General features: G+C 39.9%; 1 protein-coding gene. It reads right to left on the bottom strand.

Going from position 1 to position 268, the window contains the following annotated elements; genetic code table 11:
• Positions 1-71: 71 nt before the first annotated feature.
• A partial coding sequence (locus CWC11_RS23235; protein ID WP_212748122.1) for a hypothetical protein occupies positions 72-268 on the bottom strand: 197 nt, incomplete at its 5' end.

Consider the following 268-nt stretch of genomic DNA (forward strand, 5'->3'; position numbering starts at 1 on the left):
AAAGCCGGTCAGCAGTCAATTTGTTTTCTGCCGACCAGTCTAAAGCAATCCGAATAGCTTCGATATTGTTTTTAAGTTTCTGCTGACTGTTGTAACTCATTGCTCACAGATTCATTCACTCGGTTACTTTCCAGATATTCACTTACTGCGCCGGTTATGGCATAGTGGATAAACTGATTGTCCTCAGTATCTTCAGCAAATACCAGGTCATCAAAAGTAGAGTTGCAGTAGTTAAACATATTAATAACCTCATGCTGAAGTAAACCCG

This window comes from Pseudoalteromonas sp. S3178 (assembly GCF_005886985.1).
GTDB lineage: Bacteria > Pseudomonadota > Gammaproteobacteria > Enterobacterales > Alteromonadaceae > Pseudoalteromonas > Pseudoalteromonas carrageenovora.